At 66.8% G+C, this 8,061-nt stretch carries 10 protein-coding genes and 1 pseudogene; 4 read left to right on the top strand and 7 right to left on the bottom strand.

The features are described 5' to 3' along the window. From ACK5M9_RS00765 to ACK5M9_RS00750, 4 genes are all read right to left on the bottom strand, one after another. The coding region (locus ACK5M9_RS00765; RefSeq protein WP_416891303.1) for a ribonucleotide reductase N-terminal alpha domain-containing protein at positions 1-621 on the bottom strand (621 nt) is incomplete at its 3' end. After that, positions 591-1,049: a class Ib ribonucleoside-diphosphate reductase assembly flavoprotein NrdI gene (gene nrdI, locus ACK5M9_RS00760; RefSeq protein ID WP_416891304.1), complete on the bottom strand. Its 459-nt coding sequence runs from the start codon at positions 1,047-1,049 to the stop codon at positions 591-593. The genes nrdI and ACK5M9_RS00765, both read right to left, overlap by 31 nt. A 78-nt stretch (positions 1,050-1,127) precedes the next feature. Continuing rightward, positions 1,128-1,367, bottom strand: coding sequence for a glutaredoxin-like protein NrdH (gene nrdH, locus ACK5M9_RS00755; protein WP_416891302.1), 240 nt, complete (start codon positions 1,365-1,367; stop codon positions 1,128-1,130). Positions 1,368-1,993: 626 nt separating this feature from the next. Further along, positions 1,994-2,674: an NAD(P)H-dependent oxidoreductase gene (locus ACK5M9_RS00750; RefSeq protein WP_416891301.1), complete on the bottom strand. Its 681-nt coding sequence runs from the start codon at positions 2,672-2,674 to the stop codon at positions 1,994-1,996. Between the two features lie 90 nt (positions 2,675-2,764). Between ACK5M9_RS00750 and ACK5M9_RS00745 the strand changes: the two genes are divergently transcribed. Further along, positions 2,765-3,379, top strand: a complete 615-nt coding sequence (locus ACK5M9_RS00745; RefSeq protein WP_416891300.1) for a TetR/AcrR family transcriptional regulator — start codon at positions 2,765-2,767, stop codon at positions 3,377-3,379. Positions 3,380-3,515: 136 nt separating this feature from the next. Here the strand turns inward: ACK5M9_RS00745 and ACK5M9_RS00740 are convergent, their stop codons facing one another. After that, entirely contained in the window at positions 3,516-4,394 is an 879-nt protein-coding gene (locus ACK5M9_RS00740; RefSeq protein ID WP_416891299.1) for an SDR family oxidoreductase, read from the bottom strand. A gap of 59 nt (positions 4,395-4,453) precedes the next feature. Further along, positions 4,454-5,110 carry a TetR/AcrR family transcriptional regulator gene (locus ACK5M9_RS00735; RefSeq protein ID WP_416891298.1) on the bottom strand — a complete coding sequence of 219 codons (657 nt, stop codon included), beginning with the start codon at positions 5,108-5,110 and terminating at the stop codon, positions 4,454-4,456. Between the two features lie 120 nt (positions 5,111-5,230). Between ACK5M9_RS00735 and ACK5M9_RS00730 the strand changes: the two genes are divergently transcribed. The 3 genes and pseudogenes from ACK5M9_RS00730 to ACK5M9_RS00720 form a co-directional block, all read left to right on the top strand. Then, a complete protein-coding gene (locus ACK5M9_RS00730) occupies positions 5,231-6,709 on the top strand; it encodes a cytochrome P450 (RefSeq protein WP_416891297.1) in 1,479 nt (492 codons plus the stop codon). A gap of 70 nt (positions 6,710-6,779) precedes the next feature. Continuing rightward, entirely contained in the window at positions 6,780-6,965 is a 186-nt protein-coding gene (locus ACK5M9_RS00725; RefSeq protein ID WP_416891296.1) for a hypothetical protein, read from the top strand. 101 nt (positions 6,966-7,066) lie between these two features. After that, positions 7,067-7,702, top strand: a pseudogene (locus ACK5M9_RS00720) (IS110 family transposase); the annotation flags it as partial. Positions 7,703-7,740: 38 nt separating this feature from the next. Here the strand turns inward: ACK5M9_RS00720 and ACK5M9_RS00715 are convergent. Continuing rightward, a partial coding sequence (locus tag ACK5M9_RS00715; protein ID WP_416891295.1) for an integrase core domain-containing protein occupies positions 7,741-8,061 on the bottom strand: 321 nt, incomplete at its 5' end.

Raw genomic sequence — 8,061 nt, 5'->3', positions numbered from 1 at the left:
GGAGTTGATGCCGCGCGCGATGGACTCCATGTTGTCCTCGATGCGCAGCAGAAAGCAGCTCACCGGTTCGCCGCGCTGCTTCTTGCCCGAGTTGAGGAAGGTCGGGGTGGCCGGCTGGAAGCGGCCCTCGATGATCTCGTCGACCAGCTTCTCGGCGAGCCTGTTGTCGCCGGCCGCCAGGGTCAGCGCCACCATGACGACGCGGTCCTCGAAGCGCTCCAGGTAGCGCTTGCCGTCGAATGTCTTCAGCGTGTAGGAGGTGTAGTACTTGAACGCCCCCAGGAACGTCGGAAAGCGGAACTTCTTGGCGTAGGCGCGATCCAGCAGCGTCTTGACGAAGTTGCGCGAGTACTGGTCGAGGACCTCGCGCTCGTAGTAGTCCTTCTGGATCAGGTAGTCGAGCTTCTCGTCCTGGTTGTGGAAGAACACGGTGTTCTGGTTGACGTGCTCAAGGAAGTACTGGCGGGCGGCGAGCACGTCGTGGGCGAACTGGATCTTGCCGTCTGCGTCGTACAGATTGAGCATCGCGTTGAGCGCGTGGTAGTCGGTCTCGGCCGGACCCCCGGCCGAGTGGGCCTGCGGGACGGCGGTTACAGGCTCTGCAGTGACGGTTGGTGACACGTCTGTTCCTTCCAGAAATCGGCCAGGCCCGCGCGGACGGCGGCGACGTCGTCGGCGGTACCCATGAGTTCGAAGCGGTAGAGGTAGGGAACACCGCATTTGCGGGACACCACGTTGCCCGCGTAGGCGAATTCCGCACCGAAGTTGTTATTCCCCGCGGCGATGACGCCGCGGATCAATGAGCGATTGTGCACGTTATTCAAAAATGCGATGACCTGCTTGGGCACGTAACCGCCGTTGTTGATGTCCGGCGTGGCCCGGCCGCCGCCGTAGGTGGGCAGCACCAGCACATAGGGTTCGTCGACCTCGATGCGGCCGCGCAGCGGTATCCGGATGGCGGGAACACCCAGCTTCCGCACGAAGCGGTGGGTGTTCTCCGACACCGACGAGAAATACACCAGGTTGCATCCCACGAACTCGGAGCTCATCTGCATGCCGGTTCCCATGTCGGTCTCCATGGCGCCGCAACCCCCTTGCCTCTGGGCTATCGCACTCGGCGCTGGGCGCTAGGCACTCATCGCCGCTTCGGATAGGGCCTTGATGCGGTCGGGCCGGAACCCGGACCAGTGGGCATTGTCGGCCACGACGACGGGCGCCTGCAGGTAGCCCAAGGCCATGACGTAGTCGCGTGCCTCGGCGTCCAGGGTGATGTCGACCTTCTGGTAGGTGACGCCCTGTTTGTCCAGTGCCTTGTGGGTGGCGACGCACTGCACACAGGCGGGCTTGCTGTAAACGGTGATGGTCATGGGCGTACCGCTCCTTCGCGGAAGTGGGGGTGGTCGGGGGTCGGGGATCGGGGGTCGGGGGTCGGGGATCAAGGGGTTCGGGTCGGACTTGAGACGGGTTCGGGACTTGCGATCTGGCGGATTGAATTGACGACGTTCAGCGGTCCGGCGGACCCAGATTCCGGGGAAGTTCAGCGGGCCGTGTGACCTGCCGACTCTGGGGTCTGCCGGTGCCCAAAACACTACACCTAGGGGGTCACCGCGCGAAGAGATACAAGATGTTCGAAACAACATTCTTGAAATTCGCTGGTCGCACGCTATTGCCGGGCGTGTCCCCGGCGTGTCGGAAATCACAAACCGAGCCGGCGTTGTAGACGGGTTTCGCATGGGTCCGGGTATACCAGCGGCCACCGACAAGTCGACTTCGCCGAGCTTGGTTCCGGCGCGGGTCCCCAGCCCCCAGCCCCCGGCCCCCAGCCCCCGGCCCTCGGCCCCCGGCCCCCAGCCCCCCGGCCCCCAGCCCTCGGCCCCCGGCATCCCGGCGCGGATCCCCAGCCCCCAGCCCTCGGCCCTCGGCGCCAGCCCCCAGCCCTCGGCCCCCGGCGCCCGGCGCCAGCCCCCAGCCCTCCCCGGCTCCGGCCCCGGAACTACCCGACCTCGGCCACGAGCTTGCCCACCACCGCACTCACGTCGGCCGACAGCCGCGCATCATCGGCGGGAGCGCTTCCGCCCAGGATCTCGATGGGCAGCGAGAGTTTGATCGCCTCGACCACGCTCGCCCCGGCGATGGCAAACGCCTTGCGGGTGTCGTCATGGGCCCACACGCCACCGTGGCGCCCCAGCGAACCTCCGATGACGGCCAGCGGCTTGCGCTGCAACGCACCCTCACCGAAGGGGCGGGACAACCAGTCGATCGCATTCTTGAGCACCGCCGGCATCGTTCCGTTGTATTCGGGGGTGACCACCAAAGCCGCATCGGCGCCAGCCGCGGCGGCCCGCAGCCTCGCCGCCGCCGCCGGGACCGCACCCGGTTGGCCGTTGACCGCGCCGTCGCTGTCCTCGTTGTAGAACGGCAGCTCCCCCAGCTCGTCGAAGACCTCTACGGTGACCCCGAGCGGGGCCACCGCGGCGGCGAGCTGGGCGATCTGGCGGTTGATCGACCCCACACGCAGGCTGCCCACCAGGGCCAGGACCCTGGTCTCGGCCCTGCCGGTCTCGGTCGTGCCGGTCTCGGCCCCGCCGGTCTCGGTCCCGCCGGTCTCGGCCCTGCCGCTCTCGGTCCCGCCGGTCTCGGTCATCCCGGTCTCCGTCCCGCTGGTCTCGGTCACGTCCGCATCCCCTTCATCCGTCGTCGTACATCGTCGCATGAGCCAACCGGACTATAGTCCGATTAATTCCGATCGCGTTAGGGTGCACATATGACCGGTACCGACGCCGCGGGTGAACCACCCGCGCCGACGTCCGACGATCCGCCGCCGGAGCGCAGAGACGCCGCGCGCAACCGCACCCTGCTGCTCGCCGCGGCTCGCCGGCTGGTTGCCGAGCACGGGGCCCGGACAGTCACCATGGACGAGGTCGCCGCCGCCGCCGGCGTCGGCAAGGGAACGGTCTTCCGGCGTTTCGGCAGCCGAGCCGGCCTGATGACCGTGCTGCTCGACGAGGACGAGAAAGCGGCCCAGCACGCATTCCTGTTCGGCCCGCCGCCGCTGGGGCCCGACGCGCCGCCGATGGACCGGCTCATCGCATTCGGCCGCGAGCGGATCCGCTTCGTGCACACCCACCGCGAGTTGCTGTCGGCGGCAAACCGCGACCCGCGCGCCCGCCTGGTGGGCGCAACCGCCGTCCAGCGCAGGCATGTCCTGGTGCTGCTGGAAGCGGCGCACACCACTGGCGACCTTCCCACGCAGGCCGATGCGCTGCTGGCCCTGCTCGACGTCGACTACGTCGAGCATCAGCTCACCCACGGCGGCCATACCCTGCAGACCCTGGGTGACACCTGGGCGAATCTGGCCGGCAAACTGTGCGGGCGGTAACCCCCGGGCGCGGACGAGGGCCGGATTCGGGCAGATGGCTGCGAGTCGTTCGCGAGCGTAACGGGGTTGCGATTTCGCGCGCCGGATTTCGCCGTGGCGTTACGCTCGCGAACAAGCGGGCCCGCCGGACCGGCCGCTAGGCCGTCCGCCGGGGCGGACCCGGCCGCAGCACCCGGGTGAAAACGACGTTGACCTGCCGCATCGCCACACTGTAGGGCCACCACGCCAGCCTTTTGAAGGCGTACAGCGCCCGGATATCGGCAGAGGTGTAGATCAGATACCGGTTCTTGGCGACACCGGCCAGGATCTTCTCGGCAGCGCGTTCCGGGGAGACGGCATGGCCTTTGAAACGGTCGATCCAGCGCGCGACATTCGGATCCTCGCGGTCCACCCCGGCGATCTCCACGGAGTTGACCAAAGGCGTCTCCACCGCACCGGGCACCACGACCGACACCCCGATGCGATGCCGGGCCAAATCGAAACGCAACACCTCCGAGAGCCCTCGCAGGCCGAACTTGCTGGCACTGTAGGCCGCATGCCAGGGCAGGGCCACCAATCCGGCGGCCGATGACACGTTGACCACCCGTCCGCCGCGACCCGCCGCCACCATCTGCGGGACGAACGTCTCGATCACGTGAATCGGGCCCATCAGATTGATCGCGACCATACTGTTCCACTGGTCGTGCGAGAGCCGGTCGACCGTCCCCCACGCCGAAACGCCGGCGATGTTGAACACCACGTCCATGCTGGCGTGACCGAGGTGAATGTCGGCGGCGAAGGCCGCCACCTGCTCGTAGTCGGAAATGTCCAAGACCCGGAATGCCGGCACTCGCGCCCCCAGCGCGCGGGCGTCGTCCACCGTGCGCGTCAGCCCCTCGGCGTCACGGTCGGTCAGGTACAGCTCGGCTCCCAGCGCGGCCAGCCGCAGCGCGGTGGCCTGCCCGATCCCGCTGGCCGCACCGGTGACGAAACACCGCTTGCCCGAGTAATACCGCCCGGGACCCGTCCGCTCCATGGGGGTGACCCTACCGGCGGTACCGGGCAGGGCCGCGACCGTCGCCGCGTACGACGGGCCTACCGGGCCGGGCCACCCCATAGCGCGGTCAGCCACAGCTGTTCGAGCACCCGCACCCGGCGGTCCGCACCGACGCCGTCGGTGACGTCACCCCCGACCAGCAGTGGATCGCCGGTCAGCATCAGCGCGGTGGTCGCGGTCAGGGTCCGGATCAGCGTCGGCAGGTCATCGCTGATCGGCTGCGCCGTCCCGGCCTCGACCTCCGCACCGACGATGTCGACGATCTGGCGCAGCAGCACCTCGAACTGGCCGTCGAGAATCTCGCGAATCTCGACATCGCTGTGGCGGGCGACATTGCACGCCCGCATCACCGGGTTGTTGTGCGCATAGACAGCCGCGGCGCTGCCCACCATTCGCGTGGCGAACTCCTCGGGTTTCTCACCGGGCTGCCGGGGGGCGAAGTACTGCGTGAGCTCTTCGAGTTCTTCGGCCGCCTCGGCCAGGATCTGTGCCAGCACCGAATACTTGGAGTCGAAGTAGAAGTAGAAGCCCGAACGGGCCACCCCGGCCCGCTGGCTGATCTCGCTGACTGACAGATCGGCGAACGGCTGTTCCTCCAGCAATTCGCGTACCGCCTGCAGAATCGCCTCGCGCTGCTTGTCGCCGCGCCGACGCGACACCTGTGCGTCCTGAGTCTTCGCCGCCTGAGTTCTCACGTCCCGATCACACCCTGACCTTGCCCTACAGCGAGACAAAACAAAACTTGATAGCCGTCAAGTTTAGCTCGATCATTATCGAAAGTGACCGTTGCCACAACGGGTTAGGAGCACGCGCCAATGACGACCATCAGCACTCCGGACTACCTTCTCGACCAGGCCCGGCGCCGGTTCACCCCGTCGTTCAACAACTTTCCCGGGCTGGGTCAAATAGAGCGCCAGCTGCGGAACACCAAGGTCCCGCAGACCACCCTGGCCGAGCCGCCGCCGGGCAGCGGACTCAAACCCGTCGTCGGCGATGCCGGGCTTCCGGTCCTCGGACACATGATCGAGCTGCTTCGGGGCGGCCCGGACTACGTGATGTTCCTGTACCAGACGCAGGGGCCGCTGATCTTCGCCGATTCGAAGTTCCTCCCCAGCGTCGCGGCGCTGGGCCCCGATGCCGCCCAGGCCATCTACTCCAACCGCAACAAGGACTTCTCGCAGCAGGGCTGGACGCCGGTCATCGGCCCGTTCTTCCGCCGCGGACTGATGCTGCTGGACTTCGAAGAGCACATGTTCCACCGGCGGATCATGCAGGAGGCGTTCATCCGGCCCCGGCTGGTCGGCTATCTCGACCACATCGACCAGGTGGTATCGCGCACCGTCGCCAACGACTGGGCGACCGACGACGCGCGTTTCCTGCTCTACCCGGCGATCAAGGAGATGGCGCTCGACGTGGCCTCGATGGTGTTCATGGGCCACGATCCCGACACCGACCGGCAGCTGCTGAACAAGGTGAACAAGGCCTTCGAGACCACGACCCGCGCCGGCAATGCCATCATCCGCACCGGCATTCCGCCGTTCACCTGGTGGCGTGGCCTCAAGGCCCGCGAGCTGCTGGAGGACTACTTCGCCGAGCGGATCAAGGAGCGCCGCGGCCAGGAAGGCACCGACCTGCTGACCGTCCTGTGCCGGACCGCCGACGAAGACGGCAACCGGTTCACCGACCGCGACATCGTCAACCACATGATCTTCCTGATGATGGCCGCCCACGACACCTCGTCGTCGACGGCCACCACGATGATCTACCACCTGGCCGCGCACCCGGAGTGGCAGGAGCGCTGCCGCGACGAATCGGACCGCCTGGGCGACGGGCCGGTCGACATGGAGTCGCTGGAGAAACTGGAGTCGCTGTCGCTGGTGATGAACGAATCGATCCGGTTGGTGACACCGGTGCAGTGGGCGATGCGGCGCACGGTCCGCGACACCGACCTGCTGGGCTACTACATACCCAAGGACACCAACGTCATCGCGTATCCGGGCATGAACCACCGGCTGCCGGAGTTCTGGACGGACCCGATGAAATTCGATCCGGAGCGTTTCGCCGAGCCGCGCAGCGAACACAAGAAGCACCGATATGCGTTCACCCCGTTCGGAGGTGGAGCGCACAAGTGCATCGGGCTGGTGTTCGGAGAGATGGAAGTCAAGACGATCATTCACCGGCTGCTGCGCCGCTACCGGCTTGAGCTCCCCCGGCCGGACTACCGGCCGCGCTGGGACTACGGCGGAATGCCGGTTCCGGCGGACGGCATGCCGATCGTTCTGCGCCCCCTCTAGGATTGTCGCCAGCAGTCACACCGGGAGCATCCCGGCGGTGTGCGATACCGGCGAACGAAAGGCGCAACGGATGAGCAGGAGCGGAATGACCGGGCGGATGCCGGCGAATCGGATTGCGGTTGCGGTTCTCACCGCGGCGGTGGCCACCGGCGTGGCCTTGTCGTCAGCCGGGTGCGTGATCGAACGCAGCGTCGACCAGCCGTTCCCGCTGTCACCGACCGAGACGACGACGGACACCCCCGCCCCCGCACGCTAGGCGCTAGACGGTATGGGGGCGACTTGAGGCCGAAGGCCTCGGGCTGCAATCGGACGTGGGTTGCCGGTGTCGAGTGAATACTCGCACTGGTAGAGCCACAGTTGCAGATCAGGAGGCCTCCGGTGAGTTTCAACGGTACGAGTGTCGGGTTGGATGTGCACGCGCTTTCGGTGGTTGCGCATGCATTGGATGAAGAGACAGGCCAGGTTGAGCGGGCGCGATTGTGTCCCGATCATGGCGAGATTCTGGATTGGTTGCATCGGTTGCGGGCTCCGGTGCGGGTGGCCTATGAGGCGGGGCCAACCGGGTTCGGTCTGGCCCGGGCGTTGGCCGCGGCTCAGATTGACTGCGTGGTCGCTGCACCGTCGAAATTGATCCGCCCGGCCGGGGATCGGGTCAAAACCGACTCCCGCGATTCCGCGCATCTGGCCCGGCTGCTGCGGTTGGGCGAGATCGCCGCGGTCACGGTCCCTGAGGCTGAGGTGGAGGCGGTACGCGATCTGGTGAGGGCCCGCGAGGACGCCCGCGCCGATTTGATGCGGGTACGGCACAGACTCTCGAAACTGTTGCTGCGCCAGGGCCGGGTGTATTCGGGCGGCAACGCCTGGACCGGAGTCCACGAAACGTGACTACGGCGGCAACGATTCGATGATGCCCACACCACGGCCGCCTTCGACCACCACTTCGATGCGGTCCTGTCGGCGACCGCGGCAAGAGATCGCCTCGATAAGCAGATCGTTGCGGTATGGGGTTGACCCCGTTTCGTGGACATCGGTTAAGCGGCCTGCTTGGCCATGGTGATGATCCGGTGCTCGAAGGCTACCGGGGGGATTTGGCCGAGTGCGCTGTGGCGCCGTCGGTGGTTGTAGACGGTGTCGATCCAGCTGCTGACGGCGTGGATCGCCTCGACTCGGGTGTGGAAGTGATGGCGGTGGTAGAACTCGGTTTTCAGGGTTGACCAGAAACTCTCCTGCTGGGCGTTATCCCAGCACACCCCGGTGCGTCCGACCCAGAGCCGGACGACGAGTTCGACGGCGACCGTCGCGAGTTGGGCGCTGGTGTATTGACAGCCGCGGTCTGCATGGAAAATGACCCT

The sequence above is a fragment of the Mycobacterium sp. genome, assembly GCF_047975165.1.
Lineage (GTDB): Bacteria > Actinomycetota > Actinomycetes > Mycobacteriales > Mycobacteriaceae > Mycobacterium.
The sequence above is the reverse complement of the archived record's forward strand: the minus strand, read 5'-3'. Positions and strand labels throughout refer to the sequence as shown.

What these genes read in the sequence shown, in the direction of transcription:
- ACK5M9_RS00740 (WP_416891299.1), bottom strand. Translation starts at nt 4,394, where the DNA reads ATGGAGCGGACGGGTCCCGGGCGGTATTACTCGGGCAAGCGGTGTTTC.
- ACK5M9_RS00725 (WP_416891296.1), top strand. Translation starts at nt 6,780, where the DNA reads ATGAGCAGGAGCGGAATGACCGGGCGGATGCCGGCGAATCGGATTGCG.
- ACK5M9_RS00745 (WP_416891300.1), top strand. Translation starts at nt 2,765, where the DNA reads ATGACCGGTACCGACGCCGCGGGTGAACCACCCGCGCCGACGTCCGAC.
- ACK5M9_RS00730 (WP_416891297.1), top strand. Translation starts at nt 5,231, where the DNA reads ATGACGACCATCAGCACTCCGGACTACCTTCTCGACCAGGCCCGGCGC.
- nrdI (WP_416891304.1), bottom strand. Translation starts at nt 1,049, where the DNA reads ATGAGCTCCGAGTTCGTGGGATGCAACCTGGTGTATTTCTCGTCGGTG.
- nrdH (WP_416891302.1), bottom strand. Translation starts at nt 1,367, where the DNA reads ATGACCATCACCGTTTACAGCAAGCCCGCCTGTGTGCAGTGCGTCGCC.